The 19755-nt window shown below is 48.1% G+C and carries 29 protein-coding genes; 24 read left to right on the plus strand and 5 right to left on the minus strand.

The window, feature by feature from the left end; genetic code table 11:
* Window positions 1–338 precede the first annotated feature (338 nt).
* From ACI7RC_RS26010 to ACI7RC_RS26050, 9 genes are all read left to right on the plus strand, one after another.
* Window positions 339–1265, plus strand: a complete 927-nt coding sequence (locus ACI7RC_RS26010) for a reverse transcriptase domain-containing protein (RefSeq protein ID WP_408111074.1) — start codon at window positions 339–341, stop codon at window positions 1263–1265.
* A complete protein-coding gene (locus tag ACI7RC_RS26015) occupies window positions 1252–1926 on the plus strand; it encodes a hypothetical protein (RefSeq protein ID WP_408111075.1) in 675 nt (224 codons plus the stop codon). The genes ACI7RC_RS26010 and ACI7RC_RS26015 overlap by 14 nt, the downstream gene beginning before the upstream one ends.
* Window positions 1927–2036: 110 nt before the next feature.
* A complete protein-coding gene (locus tag ACI7RC_RS26020) occupies window positions 2037–3080 on the plus strand; it encodes an Ig-like domain-containing protein (RefSeq protein ID WP_408111076.1) in 1044 nt (347 codons plus the stop codon).
* Window positions 3077–3274 carry a hypothetical protein gene (locus ACI7RC_RS26025; protein WP_408111077.1) on the plus strand — a complete coding sequence of 66 codons (198 nt, stop codon included), beginning with the start codon at window positions 3077–3079 and terminating at the stop codon, window positions 3272–3274. The genes ACI7RC_RS26020 and ACI7RC_RS26025 overlap by 4 nt, the downstream gene beginning before the upstream one ends.
* Entirely contained in the window at window positions 3274–3426 is a 153-nt protein-coding gene (locus ACI7RC_RS26030; RefSeq protein ID WP_408111078.1) for a CD1375 family protein, read from the plus strand. Before ACI7RC_RS26025 ends, ACI7RC_RS26030 begins: the two co-directional genes overlap by 1 nt.
* A 137-nt stretch (window positions 3427–3563) precedes the next feature.
* Window positions 3564–4031 (plus strand): phage holin family protein, encoded by a 468-nt coding sequence (locus tag ACI7RC_RS26035; RefSeq protein ID WP_408111079.1) that lies wholly within the window; start codon window positions 3564–3566, stop codon window positions 4029–4031.
* Entirely contained in the window at window positions 4028–4648 is a 621-nt protein-coding gene (locus ACI7RC_RS26040; protein ID WP_408111080.1) for a glycoside hydrolase family 73 protein, read from the plus strand. The genes ACI7RC_RS26035 and ACI7RC_RS26040 overlap by 4 nt, the downstream gene beginning before the upstream one ends.
* A 192-nt stretch (window positions 4649–4840) precedes the next feature.
* Window positions 4841–5245 carry a hypothetical protein gene (locus tag ACI7RC_RS26045; protein ID WP_408111081.1) on the plus strand — a complete coding sequence of 135 codons (405 nt, stop codon included), beginning with the start codon at window positions 4841–4843 and terminating at the stop codon, window positions 5243–5245.
* A 38-nt stretch (window positions 5246–5283) separates the two neighbouring features.
* Window positions 5284–5769: a YhjD family protein gene (locus ACI7RC_RS26050; RefSeq protein ID WP_408111082.1), complete on the plus strand. Its 486-nt coding sequence runs from the start codon at window positions 5284–5286 to the stop codon at window positions 5767–5769.
* Here ACI7RC_RS26050 and ACI7RC_RS26055 read toward each other — a convergent pair.
* The 3 genes from ACI7RC_RS26055 to ACI7RC_RS26065 are packed head-to-tail and all read right to left on the minus strand — an operon-like array spanning window position 5737 to window position 8182.
* Window positions 5737–6348: a DUF4352 domain-containing protein gene (locus ACI7RC_RS26055; RefSeq protein WP_408111083.1), complete on the minus strand. Its 612-nt coding sequence runs from the start codon at window positions 6346–6348 to the stop codon at window positions 5737–5739. The two genes, ACI7RC_RS26050 and ACI7RC_RS26055, sit on opposite strands and share 33 nt — an antisense overlap.
* A 59-nt stretch (window positions 6349–6407) precedes the next feature.
* Entirely contained in the window at window positions 6408–7025 is a 618-nt protein-coding gene (locus tag ACI7RC_RS26060; RefSeq protein ID WP_408111084.1) for a replication-relaxation family protein, read from the minus strand.
* The gene (locus ACI7RC_RS26065) at window positions 7022–8182 is read right to left on the minus strand and encodes an FtsK/SpoIIIE domain-containing protein (protein ID WP_408111085.1); all 1161 of its coding nucleotides are present in this window, start codon (window positions 8180–8182) and stop codon (window positions 7022–7024) included. Before ACI7RC_RS26065 ends, ACI7RC_RS26060 begins: the two co-directional genes overlap by 4 nt.
* 428 nt (window positions 8183–8610) lie before the next feature.
* Between ACI7RC_RS26065 and ACI7RC_RS26070 the strand changes: the two genes are divergently transcribed.
* Complete coding sequence (locus ACI7RC_RS26070) at window positions 8611–8835, plus strand: helix-turn-helix domain-containing protein (protein ID WP_019123587.1); 225 nt, start codon at window positions 8611–8613, stop codon at window positions 8833–8835.
* Between the two features lie 161 nt (window positions 8836–8996).
* Here ACI7RC_RS26070 and ACI7RC_RS26075 read toward each other — a convergent pair whose 3' ends face one another.
* Together ACI7RC_RS26075 and ACI7RC_RS26080 are read right to left on the minus strand one after the other, a co-directional pair.
* Entirely contained in the window at window positions 8997–9215 is a 219-nt protein-coding gene (locus tag ACI7RC_RS26075; RefSeq protein WP_408111086.1) for a helix-turn-helix domain-containing protein, read from the minus strand.
* A gap of 286 nt (window positions 9216–9501) precedes the next feature.
* Window positions 9502–10248, minus strand: coding sequence for a helix-turn-helix domain-containing protein (locus ACI7RC_RS26080; RefSeq protein WP_408111087.1), 747 nt, complete (start codon window positions 10246–10248; stop codon window positions 9502–9504).
* 172 nt (window positions 10249–10420) lie between these two features.
* Between ACI7RC_RS26080 and ACI7RC_RS26085 the strand changes: the two genes are divergently transcribed.
* The 14 genes from ACI7RC_RS26085 to ACI7RC_RS26150 all read left to right on the plus strand — a co-directional run bounded on the left by ACI7RC_RS26085 (window position 10421) and on the right by ACI7RC_RS26150 (window position 19744).
* On the plus strand, window positions 10421–10657 hold the full coding sequence (locus tag ACI7RC_RS26085; protein WP_408111088.1) for a helix-turn-helix transcriptional regulator: 237 nt from the start codon (window positions 10421–10423) through the stop codon (window positions 10655–10657).
* A 24-nt stretch (window positions 10658–10681) separates the two neighbouring features.
* Window positions 10682–11449, plus strand: a complete 768-nt coding sequence (locus tag ACI7RC_RS26090) for a phage antirepressor KilAC domain-containing protein (RefSeq protein ID WP_408111089.1) — start codon at window positions 10682–10684, stop codon at window positions 11447–11449.
* Window positions 11450–11464: 15 nt separating this feature from the next.
* Window positions 11465–12112 (plus strand): helix-turn-helix domain-containing protein, encoded by a 648-nt coding sequence (locus ACI7RC_RS26095; RefSeq protein ID WP_408111090.1) that lies wholly within the window; start codon window positions 11465–11467, stop codon window positions 12110–12112.
* Complete coding sequence (locus ACI7RC_RS26100; protein WP_019123594.1) at window positions 12100–12264, plus strand: hypothetical protein; 165 nt, start codon at window positions 12100–12102, stop codon at window positions 12262–12264. The genes ACI7RC_RS26095 and ACI7RC_RS26100 overlap by 13 nt, the downstream gene beginning before the upstream one ends.
* A gap of 15 nt (window positions 12265–12279) precedes the next feature.
* Complete coding sequence (locus tag ACI7RC_RS26105) at window positions 12280–12483, plus strand: hypothetical protein (protein ID WP_019123595.1); 204 nt, start codon at window positions 12280–12282, stop codon at window positions 12481–12483.
* A gap of 163 nt (window positions 12484–12646) precedes the next feature.
* On the plus strand, window positions 12647–14191 hold the full coding sequence (locus tag ACI7RC_RS26110) for an AAA family ATPase (RefSeq protein ID WP_408111091.1): 1545 nt from the start codon (window positions 12647–12649) through the stop codon (window positions 14189–14191).
* A gap of 122 nt (window positions 14192–14313) precedes the next feature.
* Window positions 14314–14508, plus strand: coding sequence for a hypothetical protein (locus ACI7RC_RS26115; protein WP_408111092.1), 195 nt, complete (start codon window positions 14314–14316; stop codon window positions 14506–14508).
* A gap of 2 nt (window positions 14509–14510) precedes the next feature.
* Window positions 14511–15416, plus strand: coding sequence for a RecT family recombinase (locus ACI7RC_RS26120; RefSeq protein WP_408111093.1), 906 nt, complete (start codon window positions 14511–14513; stop codon window positions 15414–15416).
* Window positions 15413–15571, plus strand: coding sequence for a hypothetical protein (locus ACI7RC_RS26125; RefSeq protein ID WP_408111094.1), 159 nt, complete (start codon window positions 15413–15415; stop codon window positions 15569–15571). The genes ACI7RC_RS26120 and ACI7RC_RS26125 overlap by 4 nt, the downstream gene beginning before the upstream one ends.
* 202 nt (window positions 15572–15773) lie before the next feature.
* Window positions 15774–16520: an MBL fold metallo-hydrolase gene (locus tag ACI7RC_RS26130; protein WP_408111095.1), complete on the plus strand. Its 747-nt coding sequence runs from the start codon at window positions 15774–15776 to the stop codon at window positions 16518–16520.
* Window positions 16521–17213, plus strand: coding sequence for a DUF1642 domain-containing protein (locus tag ACI7RC_RS26135; RefSeq protein ID WP_408111096.1), 693 nt, complete (start codon window positions 16521–16523; stop codon window positions 17211–17213).
* Between the two features lie 14 nt (window positions 17214–17227).
* A complete protein-coding gene (locus ACI7RC_RS26140; protein ID WP_408111097.1) occupies window positions 17228–18073 on the plus strand; it encodes a replication protein in 846 nt (281 codons plus the stop codon).
* Window positions 18048–19370, plus strand: a complete 1323-nt coding sequence (locus ACI7RC_RS26145; RefSeq protein WP_408111098.1) for a replicative DNA helicase — start codon at window positions 18048–18050, stop codon at window positions 19368–19370. The genes ACI7RC_RS26140 and ACI7RC_RS26145 overlap by 26 nt, the downstream gene beginning before the upstream one ends.
* A gap of 101 nt (window positions 19371–19471) precedes the next feature.
* Window positions 19472–19744: a hypothetical protein gene (locus ACI7RC_RS26150; protein WP_408111099.1), complete on the plus strand. Its 273-nt coding sequence runs from the start codon at window positions 19472–19474 to the stop codon at window positions 19742–19744.
* Window positions 19745–19755 lie beyond the last annotated feature (11 nt).

Genomic DNA, 19755 nt, shown 5'->3' on the forward strand with positions numbered 1-19755 from the left:
GCGCTGTTCGCGGCTCCCTCTCGGCCCGCGCCGGTGGTCAGCTGCACTTCGTCGGCTCGCCCCCTCGGCTTCGGGTGGCGCCCCGCCTTGTTACTTTGGATTGGTATGTTCACGGATCTACCAACTCGGCCTTCATCAGTTCAAGGGAGTCCAAATCCTTCGCCCGAAGGGCGTAAACACTTGAACAGTCGTTTTGCCAAGCCGGAAAGGATGCCGAAATGACAAACCTTTATGATCAGATTATAGATTTCACAAACATCGAAAAAGCGTACAAGCGAACACAAAAAGGAGCCAGGAAATTCCGAAAAGACTCCATCCTGTTTGGCATGTACAAGGATATGAATCTTGTAGATTTATGGCGCGATCTGAAAACAGGCAAATACCGTGTTGGTGAGTATATACGCTTTAAGGTGTACGAACCAAAGGAACGGATTGTATCCGCGCCGCGTATCCGCGATAAGATCGTACAGTTTGCGGTACACACCGTTATCAAAGAGGTATATAAACTAGTTTTCATCAAGGATAGCTATGCCTGCCTCGAAGGAAGAGGGACGCACCGCGCTGTAGATGCTGTCCAGCGATATATGCGAAAGTGCAAGTGCAAGCATGGAGACGGCTGGATCATCAAGATAGACGTATCTAAGTTCTTTTACTCTATCGACCGCGACATCCTGAAGCGCATTTTGCGCAAGAAAATCAAGTGTCGAAAAACTCTCTGGTTGTTGGACATGATCATAGACAGCTCGCCAGAGGGGAAAACTGGTATACCTCTCGGCAATGTCACCAGCCAAGACTTCGCAAACATCTACCTCAATGAGGTCGACCAGTACGTCAAGCGTTTCCTTGGTGTGAAGTGGTATGTCCGCTATATGGATGACATGATCGCGATCGTCCCGACAAAAGAAAAGGCGCAAGCGCTGAAAAGCCAGATCATCCACTTTCTCCGGGAGCGCTTGAACCTTCGGGAAAACGAGAAAAAATCACAGATATTCCCACTCAAAAATGGCGTGAACGCTTATGGCTTTAAGATTTGGACAACGCATCGAAAAGTGCGCGATCAGTCCAAACGAGCGATGAAACGCCGCATCAAGGCGATGGATCGCAAATTGAAAGCAAGGCTTATTAGTAAACAAGACGTACAACAAGCCGTTAATTCTTGGCTTGGACATGCAAGGCATAGCAATAGCTACAACCTCGCGAAGAAGATATTTGAAAGGTATCCCTATATCAAAGTGGAAGGAGAGATGAAATTTGGCGAACGGTGACTTGATTAAACTTGGTACGTTTTATTTGGCCGGAACAAAGCAAGCAAGACCGACAAAACCTTGGCGCAGTGACTTAACACCACCGGGAGCACCAAGCGTTGGCGACATCCCGAGTTTTTCTGCTGGTCAAACGATTGAGATCAGAGATACGGACGCTAACGATGCATACAAAATCCAATGGAGAGAAGTAAACGATGGATCAAAGAAACTCCTGATATCCGATCGCGTTTTACTCGCCTATGTATCGTGGGATGATCTCAACGCACAAGGTTTAGTCACTGGGAAAACAATCACAATTGATGGGCAGCAGTATAAATTGCGATTGCTCACCGGGGGTTCTAACTATCGCAGCGGTACAGATGTATATTCTGGCGGGAGTCCAACAACAAACGAATGGGATCGTATTATTGTCAATGAGGGTGGCTTTAGCGGTCTGCCGTCCCCGGTTGCATCCGATCTCGATAGTACGCAAAACTCAACAGACTTCAACAGCGCCCACAATCAATACTGGAACTGGTTTTACATGTATTCGTGGGCGCAGGAAGTCTATACAGGCAACAGCGCCCGCCGCGCTGTTCGCGGCTCCCTCTCGGCCCGCGCCGGTGGTCAGCTGCCCTTCGTCGGCTCGCCCCCTCGGCTTCGGGTGGCGCCCCGTCCTTGAGGTTCTGAATTCTGCCCCATCTGTAACTCTGACCAGCCCNTGGGCGCAGGAAGTCTATACAGGCAACAGCGCCCGCCGCGCTGTTCGCGGCTCCCTCTCGGCCCGCGCCGGTGGTCAGCTGCCCTTCGTCGGCTCGCCCCCTCGGCTTCGGGTGGCGCCCCGTCCTTGAGGTTCTGAATTCTGCCCCATCTGTAACTCTGACCAGCCCTGCAAACAATCAAACATTGGCGGAAGGCAACACGCTGCCGGTCGCGGGGACGGCTGCGGAATCGGACGCTGGCAATGTGGTCACAGTTAAATACAAAATCAATAACGGCACAGCGAGGGCTATCGCCTCCGGCGTATCGGATGGCAGCAGCCCTCTTTCTTTTGCTCGGAATCTGACGTACTCAAACAAACGGATTTGGGACGGCAGCACGGACGTTGCCGGCGTCGATCTGGCAGAGGGTGTCGACCACACCCTCACCGTATGGGCCGAAGACGACCAAGGCGGAAAGTCGGACGAGATCACAAGGAAGTTTCGGGTGAGTCACAACAAGCCGCCGGCTATTACTGTAGACGCCTTCACGCCTGTCCAGTCAGGTTTGATCCCACCTGATTTGATTACGATCTCTGGGACAGTTTCGGATCCAGACGGCAACACTGTAACCGTGACGGGAAAGGCGAATAACGGAGCGCCACAGACGTTACTGAGTGGAGTTTCAGGTGGCAACTGGTCGTTCTCGTTTCCGGTGAGCGCCTTGCAGGAGGGGGGCAACACAATAACGATCACAGCGACGGACCAGTTTGGATCCTCTACCGTTAAGACCTTCAACGTAAACAACGCTATCACCAAAACACCGCTGGACAAAGGAGTTGCTCGGTACAAAGTGACTCCGCCACTTGGAGCTGCGAAGGAAATTCTGGCCTGGATGCAGCGGGAGATAGGCGACTTGTCCGTGGACGGGGCTGCCTCGTTTGTAGACGCTGGACAATCCGAACAGTACATGACGATGGCCAAGTCCTCTGTCGATCTCGCGTATGGAATCGCCGAGGACGAGTTGATTGGAAGCGTAGTTGATCCAAAAGCGGACATTGTATTCAAGCAGACGTTCACCCGGGCGAATCCCGAGGCGAGTGAATCTGCGGTGAAACTGGTGGGGGTGATTGAGTGAAGTACAAAAAACGGAATCCTGACGGAACCTTTGGAGAAGAGGTGGAGACACCGGGGCACCTCGAAAGTTTGAGTCCCGAATTGCAGATGCTTTTCGAGGCGCTTGCTTATAAGGACATGGAAATAGCAGAGTTGACCGAACGGCTGACAGCACTGGAAGCTGACGTACAGGCATTGAAAGGAGGTGGTGCATAATGGTAAAGCCGTACATGATTCCGGTTTACGCGGTACTGGTTAAATCCGGCGGGTGGGTGATCGAGCCGACCGGCGCCGCAGGTGAAAAGGTAGTGCCGGAAGCATACCGCATCCCAGTTGCCGAATACCTGGCCGCTCAGGAAGCAGCGTAAACGCCTTTTCTCAACCGAGGAAGGGCGTTTTTTCATGGGGAGCTGCAGACGCGGCTCCCTTTCATCAAGACCGTGAGTCCGCCTCGTACTTAGCGGGGCTATTTTTATTGCCCTGGTGGGCAAGGAGGAAGATGAGCATGAAAGAACCTGCTGTTACAGGCACTATAGGCGCTTTTTTGATTTCAGCTTTTGAATTTTTGTATGGGGAAGGCTCTGTCAGATACTTGGCAATAGCCCTATATGTCTCTTTGATTGCGATGGATTGGGTGGCCGGATACAGGGCGTCCAAAATCGACGGCTCGTATGCGTCAGAATACGGTATTAATGGGGCGTATAGGGCTGCGTTCTTGCTTTTTATGCCAGCCATAGGGCATTTGATAGACAACGTCATCGGAACACCAGGAATCGCCTTTGGCTTCTTGATCGCGGCTTTCGGACTACACATATGGAAAAGCATGACGGCCAACGTTATTCGCGCAGGCTGGGAAAAGTGGGTGCCGGAATGGGCGATGAATGCCGTTTCGGATGAGATCGAACACAAACTGGCAAGAGCTATCAAGCGGCGGCAAGAAAAAGAGAAATATTTGGATGGTGAGCAGAAATGACCCAACAAGAATTCATAACCAAAATTGCCTCGGCTGCCGTGGAAGACATGAAAAAGACCCGCATACCTGCGTCCTTGACGATCGCCCAAGCAATCCTTGAAAGTAGCTGGGGAAAAAGCGGACTAACCGTCAAAGCAAATAACCTGTTTGGAATTAAAGGTACCGGCCCGGCTGGCAACGTCTCCATGCCGACGAAAGAATACTCAGGCGGCCAGTGGATTACCGTCAACGCCAATTTCCGTAAATATAACAATTGGGGAGAGTCTATAGCTGATCACTCGGCACTGATCCTGAACGGCACCCGAGACAAGCCTACCCGATACCATGGAGTACTCGGAGTAGACTACAAAACAGCGTGCAATGCTATCTGGCAGGGCGGATATGCGACGGATCCACAATATCCGCAAAAGCTCATCTCGTTGATTGAGCAGTACAATTTGCAACAGTTTGACAATGCTCCCCAGCCTGTTGGTAATCCTGTGGACAAGCAGGCCGCAGAAAAAGTCATTAGCCACCTCGGTACGCTCTGGCTGGCCAGCAGCGACGAAAAGGTACAAGCAGCTGCACACTTTGCCGCAAACGCGTTACGCGATGTTGTGGGGATACCAAGGCAATGATGACAACGCCCTCCTTCCGGATTTGCCGGGGGAGGGCTATTTTTATTTCTAGCAAATTGTGTTAAGATCTGAGCCAGGGTTTTCTACATTTAAGAGATCAAGATACTATCAAATTTCTCAATAACGAATAATTTTACTGCCAATGCCATTTATTAATGTATGCAGTGTTTAACGGTACAAGGAGGAGAGTTTATGGGGATTTACGGAATTGGAGCAAAGTATGGCGGGGTCCGTGAAAAGAAGGATGAATTTTTACAAAATCAATGTGCTTGTATAGGCTGGTCTGTAGAGCAAGCCCCTGCCTTACATAAGATGTTACAGAAGATTAAAATAGGGGACATTATTTACATTAAGTCCATGGCAGGAACAACGGAGAAGGAACTTATTATTAAAGCCATTGGGGTTGTAACGGATGATACAATTGTAGAACGACAGGGGTTAGGTTTAGGTATTTCGGTCAGATGGATATGGGTAGGAGAAAAGAGAACGAGTATAACCGAAGAAATGTATAAAAATAACGTGTTCAATAACACCCTTTATGAAGAGTTTAATCCATCGGTAAGTTCACTAATTTTAGAAACTTTATTCCCAAGGTAGTTAAGTCCCTCCGACAACCCTGTCAGAGGGACTTTTTGTTGCACACTCATATGATTTTTGAATATAATACAAACAAATGTTCCTGTTTAGGTGATAAAATGGTTGAAGAATTGATCCTGGAATGGCTTTGCTGGCGAACGGCGGAGGAGTATATGAGGAGTGACTGGAACCTGGTGCATCAGATGATGGGCGGTCTGAAGTTAGGCCCCGCTCATTTTTACATCTTCCAGCACTTTGCCAGAGAGATCAAGGCGATGGAGCAGGCTGTCGGCAAACGGTTGCGGCAAAACGATATACGTATTTTGGCAGAGCAAAAGGATAGGGGAGAGCACTTTGTTGTATGGAAACACAGGGGAGAGACAAAGATGTTCCGCATTCATCAAAGCAAGCTTCAAACTGAGGTTCAAAAGCGCTGGAGCGAATTGACTGAGAAGGTTCTTACACAATCGGAAACCCTCCGCGGAGATGTCCAGGAGGGTCTTTTTCAAAAACTATTGCAGGTTAATCTTGATTGTTTTGTCTGACCATAAACTAGGTTTGTACTGTAATTGTAGTTGCTGGTCATCTTTTGGTTGTTCAAACGCGATAGTACCAGACACCTTTCCACCAGGGGCCAATTCACCAGATTGTAGGGACGTATTATTATCAACGGTTGTGAATGCTTGGCTGGTGATTTGTCCTTGACTATTAGACATTTTGAAGTCGAAAGGGTTATAACTGATATTTTTCGATCCACCGTTTTCAATTGTAACTTTTACAATAACATACTCCATTCCATCTTTTGGTTTATCGAAATCGCTACCAGCTGATTTCTTGACCTCATCAACAGCGAGCTTATAGTCACCCATTTGAACGACATCACCAACCTTAAATTCTTCAGCTTTTTGTTCTTGTTGGGTATCTTGCTGTTGTTGTTCTGTTTGCTGTGCTTGCTTCTGTTGTTGCGGCTGTGCTTCTGGCTGTGATAGTTGTTGATTCTGCGTCGTAGATGCTAGCTTTGCGTCATCTTTGGCACCATTGCTGCCGATAGCTGCAATCACTATGACAACAATCAGCCAGAACCACCACTTCTTCCAAAGCGGTTTCTTGGCTCCTTTTTCCATGGATAATTCCCCCTGTAAAATATAGTTCTTTATTACCATAAATGAACAGACAGAAAACTTCAACTAGTTTTATGGATTTTGCTTTCTGTAAAAAGTTCTGAAATAGATTTGCCCTGTAATACTGGGAATAACAGATCATTCGGCACAAAAACTCGGTTGCTTGACAGTATCAAAACATAAGGAAACACCTTCTTATCCTTTGGCTGCCAACTTTCTTCCCGCCATCGGCCATTACGAAAAAAGTTAATATACCTCTGAAACTTCCCCTGCCAGACCTGCGCAGAGAAAACATTCCGCTGCACCTCGATCCAGAACGCTCGACCTGCCCAAATGGTGAATATGTCCGGCTCCGGCAAACCTTTTCCGTATTTCGGCTCCACCTGGAAGATACGCGGCGGGCCGATCCGCAACATCTCACGATACACACCGGCAATGGCTAGATAGTGCGGCACCTTCTGTGAGTCTTTGCGTAGGGGAGATGGCTTCACTGCGTAAACATACGGTGTTGTAGTCGTCACCAACTCCACCTCGCCTCGATCACGCAAACGCCTCATCACCTCGTTTGTAGCTTTTATGGGCACTTTGTTGCCGCGAAAGTGGATTGCCGCGATATCATCCCTCGCTAAACAGCGGAAGCGCTCCAAATCGCTCAGAATGGCTCTGTACCTCATCCTCATGAAATCAACTCCCCGAATATGATTTCTTCCTCTTGTACATGGTTGTCGGTTGTAACGACATCCTTGTCAGCTATACGATACCGATCAATGATCTTTTCGGCCTCTTCTTCGGACAGCCACGGCGTCTGAACCTCACTCACCCGATCAGGTTCTTTTACGATTGCTCTCCCAGGAACGGAGAGCTGTGCCGCAGAATCGCTGTCTAAAAACATACGACTGTTCAGTGCATCGCTCATCCGGTATGCCACCCGGACGGTCAGGTTGTTTTTCAGCCGGCCGCCAAGGATTTCGCTATCCACACGCTGCTGGCTCAAAATCAGGAATACACCCAGCGCCCGGCCGATCGCGCCAATCTCCTCCAGGTATTCATGCGCGGCTTTTTCTTTTGCCAGCAAAGCTACCTCATCGATACAGACTACGATGTAGGGCAGTGTCTTCCCGGTGCGTTTTTGATACTGGTCAATGTTCGTTGCCCCGCCTCTCCCCAGTAGCATAGAGCGGCTGTCCATCAGGTGGCACACGTCCTGCAGCATCGAGACAACCTCCATGCGGCTGATAGCGACCTGCTCCACGTGAGAGACGCCGTGATATTGCTGAAACTCTGTTTTCTTGAGATCGCCCAGATACAGGCGCAGCTGTTCCGGTGAAAAATACTGTAACCAGGAACAGAGGAGAACGCGAAGCGCGGACGATTTGCCGTAGCCGGTCACGCCTACAATCCCAAGGTGAGGATTCCGTCTCATGTCGTAGGTGATCGGTTGGCCGGACTCGGTAATACCAGTGAAAACCGGCAGCCCACCAACCTTATCAAAAACCCTCTGCACCAAAGGATACGAGTACGGGACCATCGACGGCAGCGGAGTGGCAACTACCACCTGATGAACCACGTCGCCAATCACCAGCTTTGCAAACTGGCCGAACTCCTGACGAAATACATATTCGCGCTGCTTGAGTGATTCTGGGGAGTACCCGGGTGGTAATCGAAAGCTGATTGTCAGCGCCGAAGTCGTCCGACTGATCCGCTCGATCCATGGGTACTCACGTACCTCCTTGATCTGGCCGTCACCGTAGTCACGCCGTTTATGGACGTTGTAGATACCACCTGCTTTAAAAGCCTGGATCATACGATACCGCATGTCGTAGCGGCTGCTTATCATTCGCGGAGCCTGCATACAGGCCCAAAAGCCATATCCAGCTGCAGCGTATTTGCCGATCGTTATCAATGGAGGTCCAAGTTTGTAGGTTGCCAAGCCAACAAATTTTCCGCCAAAAAGAGATGCCAACACCGCATCTAACATACTTTCACCCCTTCCCCCGCGCCCCCAACCCCTCGGCGCTCACTTCCGTTCGCTTGAACAAAAGAGCATTTTCCCATAAGATCAGGCGCTCGGAGCTTGAATACACGTGTTGGCTTACACGGTCAGAAACCAGTGTCGTAACCAGGGTAAAAAGTCTGGCAATACCCGTGTAGCTGCACGTGTTTCAAATTGATGCAGCAGGGATTGTACAATATTCCAAATTCATTTGGAGGATCATGTATATTTTTTTGGATATTTGGACATGGCTGTATTTGAGGTGATTATTGATGTTTGGGTTAGGCAAGAAAAGGACAAAACTCGGGAAGTGGCTCGACAAAAGAGGAATTTCTCAGGCCTGGCTCGCGAAAGAATCAAAGGTAAGCGAAAATACGATCAGCGACTTGACAAACAAAGACGATCGGATTCCAAACGGGAGGACGATGAAGAAGGTTTTGAACGCGCTTCGGAAGGTCGATCCAACTGTAAAGCAAGATGACTTTTGGCAAATGTAAAGGCTCCTGTCAAGAGACTTGGAGCCCAATTTGTTTAATATGGTTGAATTTACCAATGTATTTTTTTATTGGAAAGGATTACAATGGAATTACTATCCATATCTGAACCTATAGCTTCAGATTTACCACAAGGGAGTGCAGAGCAAATTTCTCTGCAGCGCCTATCGAGACTTAACCCACTGATAGAGGTCTTCCATTCGGCAGTTAAGAACACGCGAAATGGTGTACATAGCATCAACGGACATAGGTTTCTGGTCCTTAACGTAGTACGAGATCATTCGCTCAGAGATACCTGTCCTTCGGGCCAATTCAGCCTGACTAATGCCGACGCGATCCAGCAGTGGTTTCAATAGGCACTTCCCACGGGTGAAAAGCGCCATAGGTTCTCATCCTCTTAAATTTTCAAAAAGGGTGGTGACATCGGATGCATCATATCATAGTTTCTTTTGCATGAAAATAATAGAATATTTGATCATGTTAAAAACAATTGTTCTTTTTTGTAAGAATGGAAACAAACGTTCGCGAATTTGTGTTATAATTTAGCTTGATATTAACATGGAGAAATCTTACATAAGTCAAGGCGGGTGGTTGGCATCGAACGAAAAGTAGTTGATTTAGACAAGCTGTCTACGTTGCTAGGAGTAAATCTGCGCAAAAAAATAGGAATTAATCAAGATCCCGTTCCATACGCAGAAAAGCCAGCAACTTCTTCCATTCCTTCTCCGTCAATTCTCGGCCATCAACCATAACCTTATACCGCTGCATCAACTCCTCATCAGATAAATCAATTTCGGAAAGAAACTCCTTCTCATTTGTAAATGGGTCGGGGTTTTCTTTTATAAACAAAGATTGCTTTGGATCACTCCAAAGATGATATTTCTTGGCAATTTCTTTCAGTGCTTCGAGTAAAGCGACTTTAATTTGAACTTTTTCTACCGAGCAAACTGTATCATATATTTTTTTGTAATTATTTTCTCTGCTGTCTGTGACACTGATCTTTATTTTAACTTTAGCACCTGACTTTTTAGATACATTCTCAATTGCAACAAATAAGTCTCTATCTAGATTGTCAGCAAATGGATAGTCTTTTTTAAATATGTCTATGAAGAATTCGATTGCGCTGTCCAAATTAAACATCAGTTGAGAGTTATCAATAATTTGGCGTTTTTCTTCATCAGTGAAGCCCTCTAAGTACCCTGCTTTGTCCAAGAACTCACCATAATTAACTTTCAAGGCTCTTGCTAATTTTCTTAGAGTCTCAGGTGATGGTTTAATAGGTTTGTTTGTTCCTCTTCTGTATCCATTTTCAACATCAGCTATATATGTGTGGCTTAAACCTGTCAATTCCGCTATTTCTCGAAGTGAACGATTACCTCTTAATTCCCTCAGATATTCTCCAAGTTTATTTTGCACGTTAAACTCTCCTTCATTTCGTAAACTATAGTCAACAAGTATTGTAAGACATAATTGACAAAAAGTAAATTATAACACACAAAAATTTTGTTGCACAGAATTGACTTAGTCTAGGGACAAGCCTACACTTAGTGTAAACAATGTGCAACGAAAAGCGAGGTGATTATACAAAGTGAAAAACATCGTAAAATTTTTAAGACGCAGCCAAGAGTTTGACTGGACGCAAGATCAATTAGCAGAACGAGTTGGAGTGTCCAGGGCGACTATCTCTGCGATCGAGAACGGAGCAAGTACATCGATTGAGATCGGCATAAGAATAGCAAATGCTTTTAACAGAGACCCCAGAGAAATTTTTTTTGCAGATGATGTTGCACATAGTTTACATGAAAGACCAAAGGAATATACCTGAATTTGAAAGGATGGTGACCTATGAATGGAAAAGCCAAAAATTTTCAATCATTCAGCCTTCGGTGATCTCCCGGTATTAGTGGTGAATGGCGTTGAATGGTTTGGCGCTGCGGATGCAGCTCTGGCATTGGGTTTTAATAAACCGCAAGATGCCGTGGCAAATCATGTTGATGAAGATGACTCCGCCGTCCATGGAGTCATCGACAGACTAGGAAGGACACAACAAAAGAAATTCATTAATGAATCTGGACTTTACAGCTTGATCTTCGGCGCTGCCAAGCAAGGCAACAATCCAGAGATTCAAACTAAGGCTAAAGAATTCAAACGATGGGTAACGAGTGAAGTACTGCCGTTGATTCGCAAAACTGGTGGATATGTTGCAAACGAGGATTTGTTCGTCCAGACCTATCTGCCACACGCGGATGAACCGACCAAACTGCTTTTCAAAGCCACGCTCGAAACAGTCCGCAAGCAAAACGAAAAGATTGCCATTATGCAACCCAAGGTCGATTACTTTGACGCCTTGGTAGATAGGAATCTGCTAACCGGCTTTAGGGAAACCGCAAAAGAATTAAAGATCAAAGAGAGCAAATTCATTGCGTGGCTGCTTGATAAGAAATATGTCTATCGAGACCAAAAAGGCAAGCTACAACCATATGCACAACATGTACCGAAACTATTTGAAGTCAAAGACAAAAAGTCCAGAAACGGAAGCTGGGTAGGGACGCAAACCTTAATCACACCGCAAGGTAAAGAAACGTTCAGACTTCTGCTGAATTCCGAAGGGATTTGAAAGGAGAAACAAACCATGTCAGTCATCCAAATGATCGAGTGTTCTTTTGAAGAAGCTTACCGCTTGTTCCATTTAATAAAGAAATACAGGGCGAAATGCAGTTTGGAGTTAAATGTCGGAGAGTCAGCAGACCAGCTCATTGGGATCGCGCAAGGAGAGATTGATATTGATTACCTCGAAAGCACCTATGGGCCGGAAACGCTAATTATCATCCTTGGCGAAGCTGAATTTTCGTTTGACCTAGAGAGTCATTCATTCGCCAAGTATGTCACCGATTGCCAAATCATGGTGAGCATCATGAAGGGTGACGCTGAATATGTCGCCTTCTTCAATAGCAGCATTATTCCGTCAGAAGGAATTGAAGAGGCAAACAATTGTCAAAGTAAAAACAAGCCAAAAAGCCTGAAAAGAAAAGTCATTGAAGCAGTTCAGGCAGCAATGAAAGCCAAAGATGTGACTAAATCCGATTTATCGAGACTGACCGGGTACAGTTATCAGTACATTTACGATCTATTAGCCGGGCGCAGAAGGTGGCACGAAGAGCCGTTAGAGCGTGTCTGTAACGTTCTTGGAATCAGCATAGCCTTCGAAATCGAAGAAGCGGAGGCTGATCGACGAGTATTTCTTTCCGGAAGGGAGGTGACGGGAAAATGCCGCAACTAACAGCCGAACATCAAGCGGCACACGATCACTACCTGCGTCTGCTGGAAATCTATCTCTACGGTCAGGTCAGTGATGACGGTCGGCGTTGGCTTCACAAGGAAATGTCCGAGTTGGAGCGCGACATGGAAGCTGCTGGACTCTTGAATACCTGAAAGGAGGTGAACAAGTTGAGAAAAGATGTAAAGTCACTGGCTCTTGATACGATGCAGACGGTGCTTACAGACGGCCAGCGCGTTCTGAAATTCTTTGAAGATGGCGGGATAGACGAGGGAGCATATTTACCACCAAAAGCATTCACAATCGTCGGCCTAGATCGAATTGAAGCGCTACGGGATTTCCTGAATGAGCATTTTCCAGTAAAAGGTTGGTGAAAATGAGTAAGCATCCATACAGCACGTTGTCACTTGCCAACATTCAAAAATTTTTGGAGCTAAAGCGACAGATGGTAGCTGACCTAGAAAAAGAGATTAGGCTTCTTGAAAAGTTCAAGAGGTTGTTAATGGAAAGGCAGCAACCGCTGAGATTGGAGGAAAAATGAAGATTTTATTCCAAAAACTTACCCTAAAAAATTACAAGTCGCACCGCGATCTTACCGTTAACTTTGGCGAGCTGACGAAGATCACGGGCGACAATGCAAAAGGTAAGTCAAGTATTCCCGAAGCTGTCTCTTGGACATTATACGGCACGGATGCTTTCGGAAGCAAGATTGACCCGACACCGATCGGCTACGACTTTGACGAGGTAAGGGCCGAACTGCTGCTGCAGGTGGACGAAAAATCAGTTCTCCTCGGCCGCGGCATCCGGTCGGGCAAAGCGGTCTACTGGATCAACGAGGTACCGAGCAAGGCCACGGAGTTTGATCAACTGGTACAATCCCTGTTTGACAAAGACCTGTTCCTGTCGCTGTTCAATCCTGGATACTTCCCGAGTATGCACTGGGAAAAGCAGCGGGAAATGCTCTTACGGTACGTTTCGCCTCCGGCCAATAAAGAGGTTTTTGCACAGATGCCTGTAGCACAAGCAGACAAGCTGTCGGAACTCCTCAAGAAGCATTCTCTCGCAGACCTGGACAAGATCCACCGCGACAACAAAAACAAGCAGGACAAGCAGTACATAGCAGCGCAGAGCCGCACCAAGACACTGCTGGAACAATTGGAGAGGTTACCGCAGGAAGACATTGATATCGAGGCTACAAAGGCCGAGAGTACCAAGTTGTACGAGAAGATCAAAGAAATTGAAAAGATGACAGGGTCAGCCGATGAGAACAACCGCAAAATCAATACCTTGCAAGCCCGGATCAAATCGTTGTTGGAACAACGAGATCGTATGAAAGCACAGTTTGCCGCGTTGAAAGACGAGCCTATCAAGGACATCTGCCGAACATGTGGACAAGTGCTCCAGGGAGATGCGAAGGCCAACGCAGAGGCTGACAAGCAGAAGCGCATTGATCAGTTCAAAGCTGATTACGACAAGACCGTGCTGGAGCGCAAAGAGCTGGAAGCACAACTTGCAACGCTTGAATATATCGACGTTTCCGAACAGTTGGAGAACATTCGGGAATTGGAGCGTAAACGTGACGCTCTGGAGGATGCAATCTACCGCCTGAAAAACGTTCAAGGACTGCAAGAAGAGATTGAGAAAGCCAAAGCCGACGAGGCAGCTACGCTGGCCAGTCGTAACGAATCTGTTTTCATCCTGGATGCAATCAAGGCGTTTCTGGCCAAGGAAGCGGAACTGCAAGCGGCCAAAGTGCAAGACCTTTTCACGACACTCTCCATTCGCCTGTTCAAGCAAAACAAAACAGACGGTGAGTTGAAGCCCGACTTTGAAATAGAGATGGACGGCAAGCCATATCGGAAGCTGTCGCTGTCCGAGAGCATCCGCGCCGGGTTGGAACTTCTGGACGTGTTGAGCCAGCAGAGTGGAATCGTAGCACCTTGCTTTGTAGACAACGCAGAGAGCATCACCCGGTTTAAGCAGCCAGTGGGGCAATTGATTGTGTGCCGGGTTGTGGCTGGTCAGGAACTGAAAATCGAGCGGGAGGGCGGAACTGATGAGCTGGAAACCACAACCCATTGATGTATGCGCCAATCCATCGTGTGAATGGCCTATTTACAAAGGCGATGTTGTCTGGAAGCGAGGAAGTGACCTGTTTTGCCACTTAGAATGCCTTGCTGAGTGCATGAAGGAGGAGAACGCAAATGCAAACCAAGGAAATTAGCGTTGGATTCACGTGTACAAAAAATCTTGGCAATTATGAATCGTTGAAAGTTGACGCAGGGGTGGTCATCACTGTTGAGCCGGGCGACGATCCAGAAGCGTTGTACGAGAAGGCTTGGGAATCAGCAAAAAAACAAGTTAAACGCGGCCTTGAAGCTGCGAAGGGAGGGTTTTGAGAATGACCAAATCAACAGCAGTTTCAACTATCGACACACAGGCAGTTGTCGGCAGCTTCACACAATCCGAACTCGACACACTGAAAGCCACTATCGCCCGCGGCACTACCAATGAGCAGTTCGCTTTGTTCGTCCAGACGTGCGCCCGCAGTGGCCTAAATCCTTTCCTCAATCAAGTGTACTGTATCGTATACAACGGCAAAGACGGCCCTGTAATGAGCATCCAGATTGCCGTCGAGGGTATCGTCGCCCTGGCAAAACGGCATCCGCAGTACAAGGGGTTTATCGCCTCTGAGGTCAAGGAAAACGACGAGTTTGAAATCGATGTCGTCACTGGGGAGCCGAAACACCGTATCACGTCAATGCAGCGCGGAAAGACGATTGGAGCCTACTGCGTTGCTTATCGCGAGGGTGCGCCGAACATTGCGGTGGTCATCACTAATGATCAGGTTGAACACCTGCTCAAAGGCCGCAACGGTCAGATGTGGAAGGACTACTTCGACGACATGATCGTCAAACACGCGATTAAGCGGGCTTTCAAGCGGCAGTTCGGCATTGAGGTGGCAGAGGACGAGCATTTCCAATCAGGATCATCGGTTGACAACATCCCTGAATACCAGCCGCAACGCAAAGACATCACGCCACAAGCAGAAGTGATAGATGTACCGAAGCAGCCAGCCGAAGATGACGAAGCGGCCAAGATGAAGAAAGCACGCGCCGAGATGAAGAAGAAGTTCGCGCAGCTTGGTATCACTGACCCCGATCAGATGAGCGCGTACATTGCAGAGCATGCCAAGCCCAAAGGGGACAAGCCCACACTAGCAGAGATGATGGGTCTGCTCAAGATCATGGATTTAGAGATTGAAGCACGTAAGGCAGCACAAAGTACGGATGATGATTTGCTATGAAAAACGATTACGAGATCCGCGAAGGAGTTACCGCTATCTTTCTAAAGCGCAAAGATGGAACTGTAATTGAAACGATCATTGACACTTCGGATTTACCGAAAGCCCAGGAGATCGAAGGTGCATGGTATGCGCTGTATAGCAAGTTTAACGACTGATGCCATTTTGTAAAGAGAATTCCAGGCTATCCCGATAATTCCGCAGATATTTGGTAGGTGACGCTCATGTACAAAGTAGAGGTCTACCGCAGGGATCCAGAATGTCAACTCTGCGGACGCGAGATGAATCCTGGAAGGGAGCATTACTTTCGGGGCTTGGAAATCTGCGTTCGGTGTGACGACGAGATCAAGGAGGGCAGGGATGGAAGTAAACATTCTAGCTTCCGGATCGGACGGAAATTGCGTCGCCGTCCGGTCCGGACAAACAACGATACTGATTGACGCGGGCATAGCCAAGACCAAGATTGAGAAGCGGCTGCTGGAGGTTGGTATTCGGCCAGATGAGATCGCGGCAATATTCGTGACACATGCCCACTCAGACCACATTAAGGGGCTGCCTCTCGCTGCCAAGTACCTTATTCCGGTATACGCCACATACGGCGAGTGGAAGTGTATCGCGGAGCCAGAGGAAAAAGACGGAGTGGTCGAGGTTGGCAAAGGCCCCTGCTTCTTTGATCCGAATGGATTCACGGTCACAGCATTTAAAACATACCATGACGCCTACGAGCCGGTCGGCTACACGGTGACGGCCGGGGAAAGGAAAGCAAGCATCTGCTTGGACACAGGCAAGGTTGACCCCGAGATGTTGGAGACAATGGCCGGCAGCGACATTTATGTCATCGAGGCAAATCACGATCCGTCCATGGTCGAAGCGGGCCCCTATCCTGACAGCGTGAAGTCCCGCATCCTCTCAGACATTGGGCACCTGTCAAATGAACAGGTCGCTGTGACTCTTGGGAGCCTTATACAAGGGCGAGGGGAGCGGATATACCTAACACACCTATCAAAGCGAAACAACCTGCCTGCACTGGCGGAAATGACCGTGAAAGCGGCGTTGAGGCGGAGGGGGTTTGAAGCGGGAAAACATTACGAAATTGAGGTGGTTTGAGTGAATTACGTAATGACGGCAGCGCATTTGCATATCCAAGGCAAATTTATTCCGGCCGGAACTATCATTCCGGTCGAGGATGCAAATGGATTCTGGCGAGTAGTATCTGGCCCCTATGAAGGAATTAAAGTAGCTGGTTTCCACTGCACGACATTCCCACTATATCAAGAAGTGCTCCAGCTCCGTGAGGAAGTAGCGGCGCTGACAAAGCATAACGAATACTTAGTGAAAAGAGTTGAGTCTCAGGACAAGGCTATTTTTAAGTGGGAGAAAGCTTGGGAAAAGGAACGTGACGAAAAGCGGATGCTGCAGGAAGAGATAAACAAGATTGTCGCACAGGAAAAAGTCGAAATTCCACGGGAAGTAGCAGAGGCGATTGAGCAAGTTCGAGACAAAGGTTGGCGCAATTACGATGTGATTCGATGCATTTTTCATCAAGTAGTATCTAGGTACGAAAGGCAGATGAAGTCCATCCGAAAGTACGGCGAGAACTTTGATAGCTTCGACAAACTCATCTCAGCTCTTGTCTTTGGCTACACCATCGAGCAGACGGCAGCGGAGCGAATTAAGCGAGGCATCCAAGACATCTATGAAAAGTGGACAAGCTGCCCAAGCAAAGATGATGACCAAGCAGACGGCGCAGACCTAGCGGAGAGGATCAGCAACTTTGTCCTCAGTGAATTAAAGATGTGAAACGGGTGAGGTGAATGCCTCAAATCGAGGATGGCTACACAAGAATTGCAAACGAAATATTGGAGCACATCATGAAGGCTAGTCTCAACGGCACGCAATTCCGAATTGTGATGGCCGTCTGGCGCTTCACCTACGGCTTTCATCGCAGGGAGCATGATCTGTCGCTAACCTTTTTGGCAAGGGCTATCAATGCCAGCCGGGGACAGGTGGATCGGGAGCTTACCGCGCTGATTGACCGGAACATTATCAGTGTCGTTGGGACTGGCGGAAGGGGGTCGAGGGTTATTTCTTTCAACAAAAATTACACCGAATGGGTTGACCGTCCTCTAATTAGCGGACTGTCCTCTAATCCGAGTACAGAACCGTCCTCTACGGTGAGTACAGAACCGTCCTCTACGTCGAGGACGAAGAAAGAAAATATTAAAGAAAAAAATAAAAATACTCGGCAACCTAAAAAGTATGCGGAGGACAGCACCTATTTTAAAATGGCAGTTTACTTTCACGGGCGAGTAGAAGCCGTTGCAAAAGCGGAAGGACTAACACACCTCATCATCAAGGCAGACATGCAGAAGTGGGCGGATGAATTTCGGAAGCTTGTCGAAATCGACAAAGTACAGGACAAGAGTCTTATCGCAGATGTGATCGACTGGGTAACATCCGACCAGTTCTGGAAAGTCAATGTTCTTTCAGCTAAGAAGCTGCGGGATAAGTTCGGGGAATTGGCTTTGAAAATGAAGGCATCTTCTAAGCCTAAACCGCAGCCGAAAGTGAAACCAGATCCACGGGATAAAGAGGTTGCCTTCCAGCGTTGGGTACAGGAGGGGAACGATCCGAATGCATTCAACTGGAGCGACGATTGAACAAGTTGATATCTCTGCTGAACAGTCGGTACTCGGCGCCGTGCTTCTTGATCAGAATTCCCTGGATAAGATCATGTTTTTAGAGCCCCGGGACTTCTTGGTCGAAAGGCATCAAAAAATATTTGAGGTCATGAAATACCTGCACGACCAAAACAAACCGGTGGACGTGGTTACGGTAACCGACGAGTATCAGAAGTTCAATCGCGTAAACGACATGGGCGGCGTGTCATATCTGATCGAACTTGGAAAATCATGTCCTACCGCTGCAAATATTGATCACTATGCCCAAATCGTCCGATCAAGGGCAATCCGCAGGAGAGGTGCAGCAGCCGGTGCGAAGATCATGGAATTGTCGAGAGAAGATTTTGAATCGGACGAGGAGTACTTCGCTGCCGTCGAACAACTTGTATCTGAGTTACGGCCGCGGGAAGTTGGGAAGATGAGTAGCTTCCGAGAAAACAAGGAGCGATACTTTGAGCACCTGACGAAAAAAGCAGAGTTTGTCTTAACTGGCTTCAACCAATTCGACGAATGGGCAAAAGGCCTTTGGCGTGGCTGGTTGTATGTACTAGCCGGTCGCCCGAGTGCCGGGAAGACTGCGAAGCTCCTGCAGATGCTATACGGGATTGCCCGCCAGTATCGAGACAAGAAAGCCCATTTGGATGCTGGAGCAGTGCTGTTATGGTCGCAAGAAATGGGAACGGAACAGATATATGACCGCTGGCTCTCTGCTACGACAGGCGTCAATTACAACCGGATAAAGAGCAAGAACCTCGATGCTGATGAAATGGCGAAGTTGAGAGCACGATATGAAACTCTCGAAAAATACCCATTGTTTGTCCAGGATAGCTCCGGGGTTACTATCGACGAGATCAGGGCGACTGCCCGCCAGTTTAAACGAAAGCATGGAAAGATTGCAGCTATCGCCGTGGACTATTTACAGATTATGCGGATACCGCAAAGGCGTGGAGAGTCGAGAGCGGAGGCGATCGGACGGGTCACAGCAGCAGCCAAACAGATCGCAAGAGAGATGAACTGCGTGTTTATCCTGCTGTCACAGATGAACCGTGATTCTGAGAATGCGACAAAGCCTCAACTCTCCCACCTCAAGGAGTCTGGGAGTATCGAGCAGGACGCAGATGTGGTGGAATTCCTTTGGCACGATCCCAAAGACACAGACCCGGGCGGCAAGGTTATACAGTCCTTTATCGCAAAGGGACGAGACATCGGGGTGAATGAGTTTCGGTTGCTTTTCAAGGGATGGATACAGAGGTTCGAGGAACTGGGAATGAGGTAGCTTGACTTGAACATTGGAAGGTTACTTGCCCACACCATCATATGGACCCTCATCTTTTGCTTTGTCGGTATGGTGGTCGCGGCATCAATACGAGTGATAGCGTGGTTGCTGCCATGAGGCGAATAGAAAACGACGAGCAATATTTCAGATCACTTGATTGGCTCTTAGAAAAAGCGAAGGAACTGGACCATCCTCTGATCGACGAACGAACCAAGGCAGAGTTGATGCAGAAATACGACTTTGTCGCTGCGGGTGTGATGGAGTACCAACAGCGGAAGCCGGAGCCGTCAACGCCTGAACCTGATCCACCAAAGCCAGAACCAGAACCGGAGCCACAGAAGAAAGTCGATCTGTCGGATTGGCTCGATGACTGAGAGGTGAGAAC

It is taken from the genome of Brevibacillus sp. B_LB10_24, assembly GCF_046036945.1.
Taxonomy (GTDB): Bacteria; Bacillota; Bacilli; order Brevibacillales; family Brevibacillaceae; genus Brevibacillus_C.

What these genes read in the sequence shown, in the direction of transcription:
- ACI7RC_RS26010 (WP_408111074.1), top strand. Translation starts at nt 339, where the DNA reads ATGAATCTTGTAGATTTATGGCGCGATCTGAAAACAGGCAAATACCGT.
- ACI7RC_RS26030 (WP_408111078.1), top strand. Translation starts at nt 3,274, where the DNA reads ATGGTAAAGCCGTACATGATTCCGGTTTACGCGGTACTGGTTAAATCC.
- ACI7RC_RS26035 (WP_408111079.1), top strand. Translation starts at nt 3,564, where the DNA reads ATGAAAGAACCTGCTGTTACAGGCACTATAGGCGCTTTTTTGATTTCA.
- ACI7RC_RS26040 (WP_408111080.1), top strand. Translation starts at nt 4,028, where the DNA reads ATGACCCAACAAGAATTCATAACCAAAATTGCCTCGGCTGCCGTGGAA.
- ACI7RC_RS26045 (WP_408111081.1), top strand. Translation starts at nt 4,841, where the DNA reads ATGGGGATTTACGGAATTGGAGCAAAGTATGGCGGGGTCCGTGAAAAG.
- ACI7RC_RS26055 (WP_408111083.1), bottom strand. Translation starts at nt 6,348, where the DNA reads ATGGAAAAAGGAGCCAAGAAACCGCTTTGGAAGAAGTGGTGGTTCTGG.
- ACI7RC_RS26060 (WP_408111084.1), bottom strand. Translation starts at nt 7,025, where the DNA reads ATGAGGATGAGGTACAGAGCCATTCTGAGCGATTTGGAGCGCTTCCGC.
- ACI7RC_RS26065 (WP_408111085.1), bottom strand. Translation starts at nt 8,182, where the DNA reads ATGATAAGCAGCCGCTACGACATGCGGTATCGTATGATCCAGGCTTTT.
- ACI7RC_RS26070 (WP_019123587.1), top strand. Translation starts at nt 8,611, where the DNA reads ATGTTTGGGTTAGGCAAGAAAAGGACAAAACTCGGGAAGTGGCTCGAC.
- ACI7RC_RS26075 (WP_408111086.1), bottom strand. Translation starts at nt 9,215, where the DNA reads ATGGCGCTTTTCACCCGTGGGAAGTGCCTATTGAAACCACTGCTGGAT.
- ACI7RC_RS26090 (WP_408111089.1), top strand. Translation starts at nt 10,682, where the DNA reads ATGGAAAAGCCAAAAATTTTCAATCATTCAGCCTTCGGTGATCTCCCG.
- ACI7RC_RS26095 (WP_408111090.1), top strand. Translation starts at nt 11,465, where the DNA reads ATGTCAGTCATCCAAATGATCGAGTGTTCTTTTGAAGAAGCTTACCGC.
- ACI7RC_RS26100 (WP_019123594.1), top strand. Translation starts at nt 12,100, where the DNA reads ATGCCGCAACTAACAGCCGAACATCAAGCGGCACACGATCACTACCTG.
- ACI7RC_RS26110 (WP_408111091.1), top strand. Translation starts at nt 12,647, where the DNA reads ATGAAGATTTTATTCCAAAAACTTACCCTAAAAAATTACAAGTCGCAC.
- ACI7RC_RS26115 (WP_408111092.1), top strand. Translation starts at nt 14,314, where the DNA reads ATGCAAACCAAGGAAATTAGCGTTGGATTCACGTGTACAAAAAATCTT.
- ACI7RC_RS26120 (WP_408111093.1), top strand. Translation starts at nt 14,511, where the DNA reads ATGACCAAATCAACAGCAGTTTCAACTATCGACACACAGGCAGTTGTC.
- ACI7RC_RS26125 (WP_408111094.1), top strand. Translation starts at nt 15,413, where the DNA reads ATGAAAAACGATTACGAGATCCGCGAAGGAGTTACCGCTATCTTTCTA.
- ACI7RC_RS26130 (WP_408111095.1), top strand. Translation starts at nt 15,774, where the DNA reads ATGGAAGTAAACATTCTAGCTTCCGGATCGGACGGAAATTGCGTCGCC.
- ACI7RC_RS26140 (WP_408111097.1), top strand. Translation starts at nt 17,228, where the DNA reads ATGCCTCAAATCGAGGATGGCTACACAAGAATTGCAAACGAAATATTG.
- ACI7RC_RS26145 (WP_408111098.1), top strand. Translation starts at nt 18,048, where the DNA reads ATGCATTCAACTGGAGCGACGATTGAACAAGTTGATATCTCTGCTGAA.